12 protein-coding genes are annotated in these 14,343 nt (G+C 58.3%); 11 read left to right on the top strand and 1 reads right to left on the bottom strand.

Going from position 1 to position 14,343, the window contains the following annotated elements; all coding sequences use genetic code 11:
• Positions 1–8: 8 nt before the first annotated feature.
• The 10 genes from hisD (at position 9) to NOR97_RS16705 (ending at position 9,457) form a co-directional block, all read left to right on the top strand.
• The gene (hisD, locus tag NOR97_RS16750; protein ID WP_170346860.1) at positions 9–1,340 is read left to right on the top strand and encodes a histidinol dehydrogenase; all 1,332 of its coding nucleotides are present in this window, start codon (positions 9–11) and stop codon (positions 1,338–1,340) included.
• A complete protein-coding gene (locus NOR97_RS16745) occupies positions 1,337–2,389 on the top strand; it encodes an ester cyclase (RefSeq protein WP_257601208.1) in 1,053 nt (350 codons plus the stop codon). Before hisD ends, NOR97_RS16745 begins: the two co-directional genes overlap by 4 nt.
• Positions 2,389–3,153 (top strand): SDR family NAD(P)-dependent oxidoreductase, encoded by a 765-nt coding sequence (locus NOR97_RS16740; RefSeq protein WP_257601207.1) that lies wholly within the window; start codon positions 2,389–2,391, stop codon positions 3,151–3,153. Before NOR97_RS16745 ends, NOR97_RS16740 begins: the two co-directional genes overlap by 1 nt.
• Positions 3,153–4,196 carry a LacI family DNA-binding transcriptional regulator gene (locus NOR97_RS16735; protein WP_216600343.1) on the top strand — a complete coding sequence of 348 codons (1,044 nt, stop codon included), beginning with the start codon at positions 3,153–3,155 and terminating at the stop codon, positions 4,194–4,196. The genes NOR97_RS16740 and NOR97_RS16735 overlap by 1 nt, the downstream gene beginning before the upstream one ends.
• Positions 4,193–5,182, top strand: coding sequence for an ester cyclase (locus NOR97_RS16730; RefSeq protein WP_257601206.1), 990 nt, complete (start codon positions 4,193–4,195; stop codon positions 5,180–5,182). Before NOR97_RS16735 ends, NOR97_RS16730 begins: the two co-directional genes overlap by 4 nt.
• 191 nt (positions 5,183–5,373) lie before the next feature.
• Positions 5,374–6,339, top strand: coding sequence for a cupin (locus NOR97_RS16725; RefSeq protein ID WP_170346855.1), 966 nt, complete (start codon positions 5,374–5,376; stop codon positions 6,337–6,339).
• Positions 6,336–6,938, top strand: a complete 603-nt coding sequence (locus NOR97_RS16720) for a trans-aconitate 2-methyltransferase (protein ID WP_170346854.1) — start codon at positions 6,336–6,338, stop codon at positions 6,936–6,938. The genes NOR97_RS16725 and NOR97_RS16720 overlap by 4 nt, the downstream gene beginning before the upstream one ends.
• 10 nt (positions 6,939–6,948) lie before the next feature.
• Entirely contained in the window at positions 6,949–8,073 is a 1,125-nt protein-coding gene (locus NOR97_RS16715; RefSeq protein ID WP_257601205.1) for a cobalamin-independent methionine synthase II family protein, read from the top strand.
• The gene (locus NOR97_RS16710) at positions 8,070–8,765 is read left to right on the top strand and encodes an alpha/beta fold hydrolase (protein WP_257601204.1); all 696 of its coding nucleotides are present in this window, start codon (positions 8,070–8,072) and stop codon (positions 8,763–8,765) included. The genes NOR97_RS16715 and NOR97_RS16710 overlap by 4 nt, the downstream gene beginning before the upstream one ends.
• The gene (locus NOR97_RS16705) at positions 8,762–9,457 is read left to right on the top strand and encodes an RraA family protein (RefSeq protein WP_257601203.1); all 696 of its coding nucleotides are present in this window, start codon (positions 8,762–8,764) and stop codon (positions 9,455–9,457) included. The genes NOR97_RS16710 and NOR97_RS16705 overlap by 4 nt, the downstream gene beginning before the upstream one ends.
• 292 nt (positions 9,458–9,749) lie before the next feature.
• Here NOR97_RS16705 and NOR97_RS16700 read toward each other — a convergent pair whose 3' ends face one another.
• The gene (locus tag NOR97_RS16700; protein ID WP_257601202.1) at positions 9,750–13,205 is read right to left on the bottom strand and encodes an indolepyruvate ferredoxin oxidoreductase family protein; all 3,456 of its coding nucleotides are present in this window, start codon (positions 13,203–13,205) and stop codon (positions 9,750–9,752) included.
• A gap of 127 nt (positions 13,206–13,332) precedes the next feature.
• Here NOR97_RS16700 and NOR97_RS16695 point away from each other — a divergent pair, with 127 nt between their 5' ends.
• Positions 13,333–13,800 (top strand): Lrp/AsnC family transcriptional regulator, encoded by a 468-nt coding sequence (locus NOR97_RS16695; protein ID WP_257601402.1) that lies wholly within the window; start codon positions 13,333–13,335, stop codon positions 13,798–13,800.
• The last annotated feature ends 543 nt before the right edge of the window (positions 13,801–14,343 follow it).

Below are 14,343 nucleotides of genomic sequence, written 5' to 3'. Positions count from 1 at the left end.
TTGGAAAGATGGCAATCGAGTATCTTAAACGCGGCAAATCCGATGCGGATCGGGCAGAGGATGATGCCAAGACCCGCGCCGTGGTTGAAGCGACACTGAAAGACATCGAAACCCGTGGGGATGCCGCAGTGCGTGCGTTGAGTGAGAAGTTCGACAACTACTCGCCAGCCTCGTTCCGCCTGAGCCAGCGGGAAATTGATGACCTGATCGGGCAATTGTCCGATCGTGAGCTGGCCGATATCAAGTTCGCGCAGGAACAGGTGCGCAACTTTGCGCAGGCGCAGCGGGATTCAATGCTGGACATCGAGGTCGAAACCCTGCCCGGCGTCATTCTGGGGCATAAGAACATCCCGGTGCAATCGGTTGGATGCTACGTTCCGGGCGGCAAGTTCCCGATGGTCGCCTCGGCGCATATGTCGGTGGCGACCGCCTCGGTCGCCGGTGTTCCGCGCATCATCGCCTGCACGCCCCCGTTTCAGGGCAAACCCAATGCAGCGGTAATTGCCGCCATGCACCTGGGTGGCGCGCATGAGATCTATGTCATGGGCGGCATTCAGGCCATCGGGGCCATGGCATTGGGCACCGAAACAATCGATCCGGTTCACATGCTTGTTGGCCCCGGCAACGCCTTTGTCGCGGAAGCCAAACGTCAGTTGTTCGGTCGTGTCGGGATCGATCTTTTTGCAGGGCCGACCGAAACGATGGTCATTGCCGACGAGACCGCCGCAGATGCTGAACTGTGCGCAACCGATCTTCTGGGGCAGGCCGAGCATGGATACAACAGCCCCTGCGTTCTGCTGACCAACTCACGCAATCTGGCCAATGACACCATGACCGAGGTCGACCGGCTGCTGGGCATCCTGCCAACCGCGGATACCGCAAAGGTGTCTTGGGAAGAATACGGCGAAGTGATCGTTTGCGACACCTATGATGAGATGCTGCAAGTGGCCGATGACATCGCCTCGGAACATGTGCAGGTGATGACCGACCGAGACGACTGGTTCCTTGAAAACATGACCTGCTATGGGGCGTTGTTCCTTGGGCCGCGCACCAATGTTTCGAACGGGGACAAGGTGATTGGCACCAACCACACGCTGCCGACCAAAAAGGCCGGGCGATACACGGGTGGTCTTTGGGTTGGTAAATACCTGAAGACGCACAGCTATCAAAAGGTTCTGACCGATGAGGCCGCAACGCTGATCGGCGAGTATGGATCGCGCCTGTGCATGCTCGAAGGGTTCGTTGGTCACGCTGAACAGTGCAACCTTCGTGTGCGCCGATATGGCGGAATCAATGTTCCCTACGGTGCGCCGGCGCCTTACCGGGACGCTGCTGAATGAGTGACAAACACACGCATCACAAAGCCCTGATCGAACCGCTCAGGGCTGCGATGTACGATTTCAATGAGGCGGATGTACGTCGGGCTTTCGCGGATATCACGTCACCGGATGCCGTGTTCCGTCTGTGTCATCCCTTTGGGGACAGCATCGGCAGTGATGCTTTCTATGACACTGGCTACAAAGACTTGCTGGCGGCCTGGCCCGATCTTGAACGGCGGGATTATATCGTCATGGCCGGCCCGGATGAGTTCGGCGCAGATTGGATCGGATGTGGTGGCTATTACACCGGTGTTTTCACCGCCCCCTGGCTGGACATCCCACCGACGGGTCATCAGGTTACGATGCGGTTTCATGAATTCTACCGCTTCGAAAACGGCAAGATCGTCGAGATGCAGGCCCTGTGGGACATCCCCGAAGTCATGATGCAGGCAAATGCCTGGCCGATGGCGCCAAGTCTGGGCCGTGAATGGCACGTCCCCGGCCCTGCCACCCAGGACGGGTTTGTCCCCGGCCCTTATGATGAAGCCAAGGGCAAACGGACCTGCCAGCACATCATCGACATGCTGGAGCATCTCAAGAAACACCCGTCCCAAGGTGGCCCCGAAGTGATGGAGATGGAGCGGTTCTGGCACCCCCGCATGAACTGGTACGGCCCTTCGGGCATCGGCACCGGGCGCGGGTATGCAGGGTTCCGCAACTGGCACCAGATCCCGTTCCTGAACGGAATGCCGGATCGCGGGCAGTTCGTGGACGACATCACCTATCACTTTTTCGGGGATGGGGATTACGCGGCCGTGACGGGCTGGCCCAACATGATCCAGACCGTCACCGATGATGGCTGGATGGGCATCGCTCCGTCAGGCAAGAAGATCACCATGCGCAGCCTCGATTTCTGGCGTTTGGAAAACGGCAGGATCCGGGAAAACTGGGTGCTGGTTGATTTGCTGGATGCCTACCGGCAGCTTGGCGTTGACGTTTTTGCCCGCCTGCGGGAATTCAACAAGGCCCGGAATATGGGCCGCATTGAAATACCGGATGGAATGAGCTGATGACGGAATTGCCACGCACCCCTTCGTTTTCCCTGAACGGGAAATCCGCCCTCGTTACCGGAGCCTCGTCTGGCATAGGTCAGGGCTGTGCAGTGGCTTTGGCCGAGGCGGGTGCACATGTTGTTTGCGCGGCCAGAGGGGCGGATCGGTTGAATGAGACAGTATCCGCTCTGAAAGAGAAGGGATGGTCTGCCGAAGCGCTTGTGATGGATCAGGGTGATCTGCGCGCATTGGAACAGCTTTTTGCATCGCGCTGCTTTGATATCGTGGTGAATTCGGCGGGGATCGCACGCCACAGCCCGGCCATCGAAACCACGCCCGATGACTTCGATATTGTCACCAATGTCAATTTGCGTTCCGCCTATTTCCTGTCCGCCTACGCCGCCCGCGCTTTGATCAAGGCAGCAAAGCCGGGATCGATCATCCACATCTCCAGCCAGATGGGGCATGTCGGCGGGGTCGACCGGGCGCTTTACTGTGCGACCAAACATGGGCTGGAAGGCATGGTCAAATCCATGGCCATCGAATGGGGCAAACAAGGCATTCGGATCAACACTGTCTGCCCGACTTTCATCAGAACGCCGCTGACCCAATCCACATTCGACAATCCTGAACGTGCCGCGTGGATCATGGAAAAGATCAAGCTGAACCGGGTCGGAGAGGTCGAAGACATCATGGGCGCGGTGCGGTATCTCGCGTCAGACGCCTCTGCTCTGGTCACCGGTACTTCGATGTTGATTGACGGGGGTTGGACGGCAGATTGATGGCGGAAAAAGTTACATCCCTTCAGGTCGCCCAACTGGCGGGTGTCAGCCAGTCCGCCGTCAGCCGCGTATTCACGCCCGGCGCCTCGGTCAGTAAAAAGACCGAGGAGAAAGTGCGCAAAGCCGCCGCTGAACTGGGCTATCGTCCAAACGTTCTGGCCCGCGCCATGGTGTCCGGGAAAAGCCGGATTATCGGTTTGGTGGTGGGCTACCTTGATAACTATTTTTATCCGGAAGCGCTCGAGAAGCTGTCAAACGCCCTTCAGGAGCAAGGCTATCACGTGCTGATCTTCATGGCCTCACGATCGGCCGGGAACATCGACGATGTGATGGAAGAGATTCTCGATTACCAGGTGGATGGCGTCATCCTGGCCTCGGTGCCCATGTCGTCGGATATCGCCATGCGCTGCCAACAGGCCGGGGTGCCAGTGGTGCTGTTCAACCGCAGCCAGGACATCGAGGGCATCACCACGGTCACGTCCGACAACTATGCCGGGGGCCGCAAAGTCGCGGAATTTCTGCTAGCCGGTGGGCACCAACGGATTGCCTATATCGCAGGTTGGCAAGGGGCCTCGACGCAGCGGGACCGCGAAGCCGGGTATCGCGCCGCACTGGCCGAGGCCGGGCAGGAACTGTTTGCACACGAAGTAGGGGAGTTTCACACGGAAAACGCCCGTACAGCAGCCCGTCGGATGTTCGATGTCGCCCCTGAACGACGGCCGGATGCCGTATTTGTGGCCAATGATCACATGGCATTGGCGGCGATGGATGTGATCCGTTTTGAACTTGGCCTGCGCGTCCCCGAGGATGTCTCGGTCGTGGGCTATGACGACGTGCCGCCGGCCGGTTGGCCAGCTTACAATTTGACGACGATCCGGCAGCGGGCCAACCTTATGGTGGCCGAAACCGTTGCCGCCCTTTTCGAACATATCGACACCCCGGCGAAAGCCGAACCGCGCAAAGTCGCCATTGATGGGCCGCTGATCGTGCGCACATCGGCTCGATTGCCCAAGGGATGGGCCCCACAAAGGACAGAGACATGAAAGGCTTCGATCCGAAATTCCGTGATTTTCCGGATTACATCATCGGCATCACCAAGGAGATCTGGGAAGACCGGGGGATCGCCACGCTGCATGAGTATTACAGCGATGACATCGTGGTCCGTTCACCCGGTTCGGTGGTGTTGGGCAATCAGAGTGTGATCGGCGCAACCATGGCAACGCTGGCCGAGTTTCCGGACCGGCAGCTTCTGGGCGAAGACGTGATCTGGTCCGGCACGCCGGAAAAGGGCATGCTGAGCTCTCACCGCATCATTTCAACGGCCACGCATTTGGCCGAGGGCGTCTATGGCAAGCCCACCGGCACCAAGCTGCGTTACCGGATTCTTGCGGATTGCCACGCCATCGACAATCAGATCAACGATGAATGGCTGATCCGCGATCAGGGCGCGATTGTGCGCCAGATGGGCTGGGATCCCAAGGAATACGCCGCCGATCTGATTGCCCGGGAAGGCGGCAAGGAAAACTGCGTCAAACCCCTGACCCCCGAAATCGATCAGCCTGGTCCCTACAAAGGTCGCGGCAACGAGAATGAATGGGGGAAGCGCTACGCCGACATTCTGACGCGGATCATGAACGCAGATATGGGCGTGATCGGTTCAGAATATGACCGCGCTGTTCAGTCAGAATATGTGGGCGGCGTAACAGGGCATGGCCGGGATGCCGTCGACCGTTTCTGGATGGGTCTGCGGGCGAGTTTTCCGAATGCAGAATTCAAGATCGAGCATCAGATCGGGCGAGATGACCCTGATATGCCTCCGCGCGCGGCCATTCGCTGGAGCCTTTGGGGCAAGCATGACGGCTGGGGTGTGTTCGGGGCGCCGACTGGTGCACAGGTTTATGTCCTCGGGATCAGCCACGCTGAATTCGGCGCGCTTATAACGGGGCAGCCGCAGTTGCGCCGTGAATACACCCTGTTCGATGAAACCTCGGTCTGGAAGCAGATCCTGTTGCAGAACGGCGAGGTCTGAGTGGGCCGCCCGGTCTCATATCGCATCCTGTCGGGCGGTCTGTCCGAGCCGCGGGCCATTCGGCGTTTCCATATGTACCGTCAAAGCCTGAGGGCGCGGCGACTGAACCTGCGCCCGCCCGGAAAGCAAGGGCGTGTCCTGTTTGGGCACACGAGCTTTCTTTCCAAAAACGTAATATCGGATCCTACGTCATGACAAAATCGCCCATCCCTTCCCGCATCGTCCGCTATGGCGAGCTTCAACCCTGTAAAACCGCTTTCATCGATGCCCATACTCCCGGCAGCGATCAGAAAGAGAATTTCACGATAATCGGCGGCGGCGTCTCGGAATCTCCGGACCAGCATGTCCACATCTCCGACAAGATCGGCTTCAACATCGGAGCGGCCGGGCAGCCGCCGAAATGCCGCAACTCACTGCACAGCCACACCACGGCCGAGGTCTTTTTCGTTGCCAAGGGTCGTTGGCGGTTTTTCTGGGGCCGCTATGGCACGGCCGGGGAATTCATCGCCGAGGAAGGAGACATCTTCAACATTCCAACCGGGATTTTCCGGGGCTTTGAGAATGTCGGACAGGATTACGGAATGATCATGTCGATCCTGGGCGGAGACGATGCGGGCGGCGGCGTCACATGGGCGCCTCAGGTGATCGAAGATGCGCAGGCACATGGTCTGATGCTGGGCGACAATGGCGTTCTGTACGACTCCAAACTGGGCCAGGACCTGCCCCACAATGTCCGCCCGATGCCTGTGCTGACCGAAGAACAACTGAAAAGCTATCCCGAAGTTCCTGTCGAGGACGTGGTTGGCAAATACGTTGCGCGGTATTGGGATCTGATGGCGTTGTCGGCCAATAAGCCCGCGAAGGTGATTGGCGAAAACGCGTTGATCAAGGACAAACCCGGATTCGAGGTCGATTTTCTGGGGCGCGGGTCCGCGGTGACGCAACCGATCGCTGCCGAGAAACCAGTGGTTCTGATGCCGGCCAGCGGTCACTGGCGTGTTGCGATCGACGGGTACGAGACAACAATCTCGGTGGGCGACACGGCCTTGGTTCTTCCCGGCGAAACCTACGGCATTCAACCGTCGATGACCGGACAGGCGGGCCTGTACCGCATCACCGCAACCGATGACCCGGCAGGAGCGACCTGGACAGGATGAACGCGGACCCGAATGACACCCACGCGGTTTATGAACGGCAGGCCACCGAATATGACAGGCGCCGTTCCAAGGCCCTGTTCGAAGCGCGCTGGCTGGCGCGCTTCACGGCCAGCCTGAAACCGGGTGACCGCGTATTAGACCTGGGCTGTGGTTCGGGCGACCCCATCGCACGTTGGTTCATGGCCGAAGGGTTTGACGTCACGGGTATCGATTTTTCCGACGCAATGCTTGCCATTGCACGCGACCGTTGGCCCGATGGGGACTGGCGCAACGCAGATATGCGGAACTTTGAACTGGATCAACAGTTCGACGGCATCATCGCCTGGAACAGCTTTTTCCACCTTACGGCGGATGAGCAGAAAGACTGTATCGCCCGGATGGCGCGCCATTTGCGGCCCAAGGGAATGCTCATGCTGACCGTCGGACCTCGTGCCGGAGAGGTCAGCGGCACAGTCGGATCAGAGCTTGTCTACCACGCCTCGCTGTCCCCGGCCGGTTACGCTGGGTGTCTCGAAGAAAACGGGCTGCAAATGACCGGATACCTGGCCGAGGACCCAGAAGCCCAAAGCCACACGATCCTGATGGCACGAAAAATTTAAGGAGGTCCCCATGACCGTAAAAACAACACATGTTGGCTCTCTGCCCCGAACGCAGGACGTCGTGGATTTTATTTTTGCCCGCGAAAACGATGAACCCTATGACACAGGCGCCTTTGATGCCTGCATGGCCAACGCCGTGGCCGAAACGGTGCGCAAACAGGTCGAAGCCGGTGTTGATATCGTCAGCGACGGCGAAACTTCGAAAATCTCCTATGCGACCTATGTCAAGGATCGCTACACCGGGTTTTCGGGCGACAGCCCTCGTAACGCGCCGGCAGACTTGAAAATGTTCCCCGGCTTTCTGCAAAGACTGGCCGATGACGGCGGTACGCCACAATACGCAAGGCCGATGTGCACGGGTGAGGTGCGATCAAAAGGGCAAGGCGAGTTGCAAAAGGACATCGCCAACCTCAAGGCGGCCATGGCGCGGCACGGGGCCGAGCGCGGTTTCATGAATGCAGCGTCTCCCGGAGTGATCTCGCTGTTTTTGCAGAATGATTTCTACCCAACGCGCGAGGCCTACCTAGCTGCATTGGCCGACGCGATGAAGGACGAATACGAAACCATCGTCGCCGCCGGTTTGGACCTGCAACTGGATTGCCCCGATCTCGCCTTGTCGCGCCACATGCTGTTCACCGACCTGTCGGACGATGAGTTCATCAAGATTGCTAACATGCATGTCGAGGCCCTGAACCACGCGCTTCAGAACGTCCCGCAGGATCGCGTACGGGTACATATATGCTGGGGCAACTACGAAGGCCCGCATTGCTGTGACATCGCCATGGACAAGGTCTTCAGCACCCTGATGGCGACCAAGTCGCGCTATGTCCTGTTCGAAACGTCCAATCCGCGGCATGCCCATGAATGGACAGTGTTCCGGGACCGCAAGGCCGAGATTCCCGATGACAAGGTTCTGGTGCCCGGCGTGGTCGACACCACGACCAATTTCGTCGAACATCCCGAACTTGTGGCCCAACGGATTGACCGGTTCACGGAAATCGTGGGGCCGGACCGGGTGATCGCGGGCAGCGATTGCGGCTTTGGCACTTTTGCGGGATTCGGCGCCGTCGATCCCCAGATCGCCTATGCCAAGCTGGCGGCGTTGTCCGAAGGGGCAAAGCTGGCCTCGGCATGAAACCTCTGATTTTGTTGCCGGGCATGATGTGTGATGCCCGGCTTTTTGGCCCCCAGATTAATGCTCTGTCGGGCAGAATGCCCGTGATGACCTTTCCGTTGTCTCATCACGACAGCATAGAGGCCATGGCCCGGGATATCCTTGGAAATGCGCCACCGGTCTTCGCGCTGGCCGGGCTGTCCATGGGGGGTATCGTGGCGATGGAAGTCACGCGCCAAGCCCCCGAACGTGTTTCGCGTCTGGCTTTGCTTGACACCAATCCACTGGCTGAAACGCCAGAGGTAAAAGCGCGTCGAACGCCGCAGATGTCCGCCGTGCGCAACGGCCAGCTGAGGACCGTGATGCGTGACGAGATGAAGCCCGGTTATCTGGCTGACGGACCGAACCGGGGGGCGGTCCTGGATCTGTGCATGGCAATGGCCACCGACCTGGGCCCTGACGTTTTCATACGTCAGTCCAAGGCACTTATGAACCGACCGGACCAAAGCAAGACTCTGACGGCTTATACCGGAAGGGTTCTGGTTTTGTGTGGGCGCGAAGATCGGCTTTGCCCTGTTGAACGCCACCGACTTATGCATGACCTGCTGCCACGAAGCGCGCTTGAGATCATCGGCGACGCGGGCCATCTCCCGACATTGGAACAACCTGAAAAAACAACAGCGGCGCTGTCCCGCTGGCTGGAGGACACATGACACCGTCCCTTTTGTCTTTGCTTCGCAAGGTCGATACGCCAACTGTCTGCAATGCCATCGAGGTGGCACAGGGCAGGCGTGGGTTCGACAGGTTCACGCGTGGCACCATGCTAAGCTCGGCCCCCGAAGGGCCTGCCATCGTCGGCTATGCGCGCACTGCCAAGATCGCTGCAGTCAATCCCCCGACCGAGCCGCCCGAAGTCATCAAAGCCCGACGTATGGCCTATTACAAGTACATGGCCGAGGCACCGGGCCCTTCAATCGCCGTTGTCGAGGATCTGGATTATCCCGAATGCATCGGCGCTTATTGGGGTGAGATCAATACGACGGTTCACAAGGGTTTCGGCATGTCGGGTGCTCTGACCAATGGTGTCATGCGGGATCTGGGGGATTTGCCCCAAGGGTTCCCGGTTGTCGCTGGTTCCATCGGACCGAGCCACGGTTTCGTCCACATCCGCGAGATTGACACTCAGGTTTCGGTTTTTGGTCTGACAGTTGAGCCCGGTGATCTGGTTCACGCCGATCGTCATGGCGCATTGGTCATACCGAATGATGTCGTCGATCAATTGGAAGGTGCAATCCAAAAGCTTTTGGCGACAGAACGTATTGTTCTGGACGCAGCCCGCGAGCCCACGTTTGATTTCGAAGCATTCGAAACCGCCTGGGCCGCCTTTGAAAAAGCAAGGGTCTGATCGCAGGGGTCGGAGACACCGAAAGCCGGCTGGGTGAAAAGCACCCACAGGTCCCTTGCTCGTCAACCCAGAGCAAGACAGCCTCTGCCAACGCAATGCCCGTGACGAAGGGTTACCCACATCCGTCTATCCGGTGGCGGCGTCGCGCCGCTGCCGGTGGCGTCCGAACGTGATCAGAATTATGTCGCGCCATTACGCAGACAGCAGCCCATTTCATTGGGATGTGCGGGGGTTCAGATCCGTTCAGCCCCGCCTGAAATCCGCGTTTCCGGACAGGTTCCGGAAAAAGCACTCAGGCCTTTTGAGACGCGGCGCCCTGCGCATCCCTTCGCTGTTCTCCGATCACGTTCAGCATGGCATCTACATCCGCGCGTACGGTTTGTGTTGCAGCTTCGCGCACCGGGCCAAAGCCGCGGATATCCAGCGGGGCTGACAGGATTTTCAGGCAGGTTTCCGCCTCGAGGTCCGTGTCTTCGACGCGATCCAGGACACCCAGAAACCAGGCCAGGGTTTCGTTTTCAAGCTTGCGGTCCCTTGAAAACCGGAACGGATCAAGCCAGCCGCCGCGAAGCCTGCGTGCACGCGAAAGGAGCCTCAGAACGGGGGTCACCCAACCACCATAGCTTCGCTTGCGCGGTCGCCCGCGTGCATCCTTCTGACCACCTAAAACCGGAGGGGCGAGGTGGTATTTGATCCGAAAATCCCCTTCGAACTCGGACCGCAGTTGTTTCTCGAATTGTCGCGATGTCAGCAACCGGGCAACCTCGTATTCGTCCTTGATTGCCATGAGGCGAAACAGGGATTTTGCCGCAAGCGAAAGCGCTTCCTCGCGAATCTGGTCAGGCAGTGCTGCGGACAGACGGGCCAGGCGATCCCGGTACTGTTGCGCATAAGCGTCATCGTGATAGGTCGCCAATTCGTCGGACCGGTAATCGATTATCTGCTGCGCCGATTCTTGCGAGAAGCTCTTTTCCTTCGCATTCAGCATCTGTGGGTTTGCTGCGATCACCCGCCCGAGATCAAAGGCCCTTATGTTGGCCTCGACCGCGGTTCCATTGAGCTTGATCGCCTGTTTGATCGCAACTTCACTGATCGGAATGTTCCCCAACTGCCATGCGACACCAAACAGCAAGGTATTGGCAAAGACCGAATCCCCCAGCAAATCCACGGCCAATTGGTTTGCATCCAAACCGAAAACGTTTTCTTCGCCGACGGTCCGGCGTATCAACGCTTCTCGTTCATCGACCTTGAGCTGGGCATCGCGGCGCAGAACAAGATCGCCTGTTGGCATTTCCGCACGGTTCAGCACGACTTTTGTGCCCTTGCGATAGTGAACCGAGGCTTTGGGCGCCGAAGACACGACCACGTCACACCCAATGACGGCATTGGCGCTTTTGGCCTCAATTCGGACCTGATTGATTTCGTCGGGCGTACGGGCAATGCGAACATAGCCGACAACCGTACCGAATTTCTGGGCGAACCCGGTGAAATCCAGCACGCTGGCGCCTTTGCCTTCCAAATGCGCCGCCATCGTCAGAACGGCGCCCACCGTTACGACACCGGTACCACCGACCCCACCGACCAAAAGATCGTACGGCGCGTGCAGGTCAGGAAGCTGCGGGTCGGGAACCTTGGCAAGAAGCGACGGGATATCCAGTTTCTGCTTGGGTTCTTTTCGCCGCATCGCCCCTTCCACCGTAATGAAACTGGGGCAAAACCCGTTCAGGCAGGAATAGTCCTTGTTGCACGAGTTCAGGTTGACCTTTCGCTTGCGGCCCAATGGGGTTTCCAATGGTTCAATACTCAGACAGTTGCTTTCGACAGAGCAATCGCCGCAGCCTTCGCACACCGCGGGGTTGATGAACGCAAACCGCTTGGGGTCTTCTGTTTTGCCACGCTTGCGGCGACGACGTTTCTCGGTGGCGCAGGTCTGCTCGTAGATCAAAACCGTAACACCTTGGATGTCACGCAGCTCGCGCTGCACGGCATCCATCTCTTCCCGGGGGTGAAAGCTGGTTCGTGCCGGAAAATCGCCGGAATCGAACTTTGTTATATCGTCTGAAACCAAGGCGATCCGGTCCACACCTTCTGCGCGACAGGTCTGGGCGATCCCGGAAACGCTGATAGGGCCATCAACAGGCTGCCCCCCCGTCATTGCCACTGCGTCATTGTAAAGGATCTTGTAGGTGATGTTCGTGCCCGCCGCCACGGCCTGGCGAATGGCAAGCGACCCGGAATGATACCAGGTACCCTCGCCAAGGTTTTGAAAGATATGTTTGTTGCCATTGAATTTCGAGGCAACAACATGCGGCACACCCTCGCCGCCCATCTGCGCATAACCGACCGTGTTGCGATTCATCCAACTTGCCATCACGTGACAGCCGATGCCTGACGCAGCCGTGCTTCCATCCGGGACTTTGGTGGATGTGTTGTGGGGGCAACCCGAGCAAAAGTACGGAGCCCTGACCGCACCTGGAACATTAAGCACGGATGGCGGTTCGTCCGTCAGCGCCTTCGCCTTTTCCAGGAATCCCTCTTCCGGAAAAAAACGGTTGAGTCGCTCTGCAACGACCGGAATCAGGTTCAACGGGCTCAACTCTCCGGTCCAGGGAATCAACGGATCGCCTGCTGCGCGGTGTTTTCCGACCATCTTTTCGGGTTTGTCCCCCGGCCAGTCATAGAAATATTCCTTGAACTGGCTCTCGATGATCCCGCGTTTTTCCTCGACGACCAGAACCTCTTTTTTGCCACGGACAAAAGACAGCGCATCGCGCCGTGCCAAAGGCCAAACCATCCCGACCTTGTAGATGTCGATGCCCAAACGGCGGCATCCGCTTTCGTCCAGCCCCAGAAGACGCAGCACTTCCATCAGGTCCAGATGGCTTTTGCCCGTTGTGACAATCCCGAATGGGGCATCCTTGATATCATAGATGCGCCGGTCGATCGGGTTGGCTTCGACAAAAGCCTCGACCGCCCGCAACTTGTGTTCGATCCGCGTCTCGATGGCCGGGCTTGGCAAATCGGCGCTGCGCACGTGCAAGCCGCCCGACGGCAGATCTATTTCCGGCATGGTAAATGCACGGTCCGGTCTCAACTGCACGGATTGCCCGCTTTCCACGGTTTCCGAAATCGCCTTGAACCCGACCCAGGTGCCTGAATACCGGCTCAGCGCGATCCCGTATTCACCGAATTCCAGGTATTCAGCCACGTTGGCCGGATTCAGCGTTGGCATGAACCAGGTCATGAAGGCGACGTCGGACTGATGCGGCATTGAAGAAGACACACAGCCATGATCGTCACCCGCGACAACCAGAACCCCGCCTTTCGGCGACGAGCCATAGGCATTGCCATGGCGCAGCGCGTCCCCTGAACGGTCAACTCCGGGGCCCTTCCCGTACCACATCGAAAACACGCCCTCGACCTCACAATCGGGATCAAGCGAGGCCTGCTGGGCACCAAGAACCGCTGTGGCGCCGAGGTCTTCGTTTACAGCAGGCATGAATGTGATCCTGGCCGCCTCGGTTTCCTCTTTCGCTCGCCACAGCTCCAGATCCAGACCACCAAGGGGGGACCCCCGATATCCGGAAATGAACCCGGCCGTGTTGTTTCCTGCTGCTGCGTCCCTGCGGGCCTGGTCCAACATGATGCGCACCAGAGCTTGCGTTCCCGTCAGGAAAACACGACCCTCCGAGGCCTTGTATCGGTCCGACAGGGCGTAAGTATCGAATTTCAGGGACTGGTCAGTCATGGATGCCTCGCCTTTTCTGGGTATTTTACCGGAATTTTCTGAGGAATCTGTTCTACCTTCCCGCCATTTCCGGATATTTTTGAAAAATCCTCTCTTCTTTTGTCGCGATATGGGGTATTTTTCTCGGATGCTTCTCGACTCACGTGACTGCCAACTTCTCGCGCTGCTTCAGAATGATTGCCGCATCTCAAACGCTGACCTTGCTGAACGGGTGGGCATGTCATCTTCTGCCTGCTGGCGTCGAGTCCGCGCGTTTGAAGAGGCCGGCCTGATTTCGCAGTACCGGGCCGAATTGTCGCCTGAACACGCCGGGCTTTCGTTTCAGGCCCAGGTGCATGTTCATCTGACCCGGCACAATCCGGAACATCTGGAGCAGTTCATCGCAGCGATCGAGAAGCGCCCGGAAGTCATGGAATGCTACGCAACGACCGGGCAGGCGGACTACCACATGCGGGTGATCTGCAAAGATATCGGGGCTTACAACGTTTTCCTGGAAGAATTCCTGTTTCGCCTGCCGGCGGTAGAAAGCGCGCAAACAAATGTCGTTCTGCGCGAAATCAAACGCAGCAACGCCCTGCCCATACCTTCCTTTTGATATCGGTTCCCGGGGGTACTTGCCGTCTGGTATCGGCTTTGTTGCAAAACTTTGAACGCACCAAGCGAAAGATCCATTCGAACAGGTTCCGAAGCGACGATGAGGCCCGCGAAACCCCACGGCGTCGCCGTTCATTGGTTTTTTCCCGGATCAGGTTTGGGAACGCCCCCAAAAAACCGTCGCCGGCTTCATCATCAAGGCAGGTAAAACGTGGTTGCCTTTTCGACCGCAACGTTTTGGATTCCGCCTTCTGCGCCGCGCTCTGGTCTGTTCGATCGGGCCCCCGAAGAACTGGCCTCGACTGTGGAACGAACCGGTTCACCGGAATCGAGGTGATCTCCTGCCCCGCGCCTTGGACGGACGCTTTCCTCGACGCCGAACAGCCTCAAAACCGAGTTTCGAAACTGAGGCCACTTTTTTGCTTCGAATTTCGTTTTTCCTGTTTTCTTTTCCCGGGCTTGCATCGGGTCCGGCTCCTGTTCGCTGCCGTCATCCCGAGTGTAGCATCGTTCCTTTTCTTTTTCAGATTTTTGTCAGAGAACC

Source organism: Ruegeria sp. YS9 (genome assembly GCF_024628725.1).
In the GTDB taxonomy this organism is placed as follows: Bacteria; Pseudomonadota; Alphaproteobacteria; order Rhodobacterales; family Rhodobacteraceae; genus Ruegeria; species Ruegeria atlantica_C.
The sequence above is the reverse complement of the archived record's forward strand: the minus strand, read 5'-3'. Positions and strand labels throughout refer to the sequence as shown.

Bases quoted from the DNA above. Each gene is read 5' to 3' on its own strand.
- NOR97_RS16695 (WP_257601402.1), top strand. From the start codon at position 13,333: ATGCTTCTCGACTCACGTGACTGCCAACTTCTCGCGCTGCTTCAGAAT.
- NOR97_RS16710 (WP_257601204.1), top strand. From the start codon at position 8,070: ATGAAACCTCTGATTTTGTTGCCGGGCATGATGTGTGATGCCCGGCTT.
- NOR97_RS16705 (WP_257601203.1), top strand. From the start codon at position 8,762: ATGACACCGTCCCTTTTGTCTTTGCTTCGCAAGGTCGATACGCCAACT.
- NOR97_RS16730 (WP_257601206.1), top strand. From the start codon at position 4,193: ATGAAAGGCTTCGATCCGAAATTCCGTGATTTTCCGGATTACATCATC.
- NOR97_RS16735 (WP_216600343.1), top strand. From the start codon at position 3,153: ATGGCGGAAAAAGTTACATCCCTTCAGGTCGCCCAACTGGCGGGTGTC.
- NOR97_RS16715 (WP_257601205.1), top strand. From the start codon at position 6,949: ATGACCGTAAAAACAACACATGTTGGCTCTCTGCCCCGAACGCAGGAC.
- hisD (WP_170346860.1), top strand. From the start codon at position 9: ATGGCAATCGAGTATCTTAAACGCGGCAAATCCGATGCGGATCGGGCA.
- NOR97_RS16720 (WP_170346854.1), top strand. From the start codon at position 6,336: ATGAACGCGGACCCGAATGACACCCACGCGGTTTATGAACGGCAGGCC.
- NOR97_RS16725 (WP_170346855.1), top strand. From the start codon at position 5,374: ATGACAAAATCGCCCATCCCTTCCCGCATCGTCCGCTATGGCGAGCTT.
- NOR97_RS16740 (WP_257601207.1), top strand. From the start codon at position 2,389: ATGACGGAATTGCCACGCACCCCTTCGTTTTCCCTGAACGGGAAATCC.
- NOR97_RS16745 (WP_257601208.1), top strand. From the start codon at position 1,337: ATGAGTGACAAACACACGCATCACAAAGCCCTGATCGAACCGCTCAGG.
- NOR97_RS16700 (WP_257601202.1), bottom strand. From the start codon at position 13,205: ATGACTGACCAGTCCCTGAAATTCGATACTTACGCCCTGTCGGACCGA.